This is a genomic window from Halomonas litopenaei, assembly GCF_017303055.1.
Classification (GTDB): domain Bacteria; phylum Pseudomonadota; class Gammaproteobacteria; order Pseudomonadales; family Halomonadaceae; genus Halomonas; species Halomonas litopenaei_A.
The window spans coordinates 1-656 of record NZ_JAEKJT010000027.1; the positions used below are offsets into that span (position 1 = coordinate 1).

1 protein-coding gene is annotated in these 656 nt (G+C 66.5%); it reads right to left on the minus strand.

Translation table 11 applies throughout. The features are described 5' to 3' along the window. On the minus strand, nt 1–656 hold a 656-nt coding region (locus tag JF545_RS19830; RefSeq protein ID WP_206944883.1), incomplete at both ends, for an Ig-like domain-containing protein.

Genomic DNA, 656 nt, shown 5'->3' on the forward strand with positions numbered 1-656 from the left:
GGATCGCTGACGTCGCCGTCGGAGTCGGTCACCACCAGGCTGAACACGTCCTGGATGCCGTCGCTGCCGGTGCCCTGGCTGCTATGGTCGGTGGTGTTGTCGTCCAGGGTGTAGCTGTAGCTGTAGTCCCCATTCACCACGCTGACGACCAGGGTGCCGTAGGTGCCCTGCACGGTGCCGCCGTTGGTCACGTCCACGCCGCTGATCACCACCGAGCCCACGCTGTCGGAGCCGGTATCGATGGCGATGGTGCCGCTGGTGGTCTCCAGGTCGGTGGCAGACTGGCTGCCGCCGTCGTCCAGACCGGCCTCATCCACCTCGTTATTGCCAGACGCATTGGGCGACTCGGGGTTCACCTCTACCACCGGGGTCGCGTCCACGGTGATGGTCAGGGTCGCGTTAGCGGTATCCCCATCGGCATCGGTGATGGTGTAGTCGATCAGCACGTCGCCTTCAAAGCCCGTCGCCGGGGTAAAGGTCACGCTGCCGTCACCATTGAAGGTCACGCTGCCCTGGCTCGGGTCCTGCAGCGCGGCATTGGTCAGGGTCACCGGACCATCGGCGCCGGCCACGTCCAGGCCACCGGCACTGCCGTCCAGCACGTTGACGGTGATCGCCACGTTCTCGTCGGTCTCGGCCGCGTCGTCGGTGGCCTC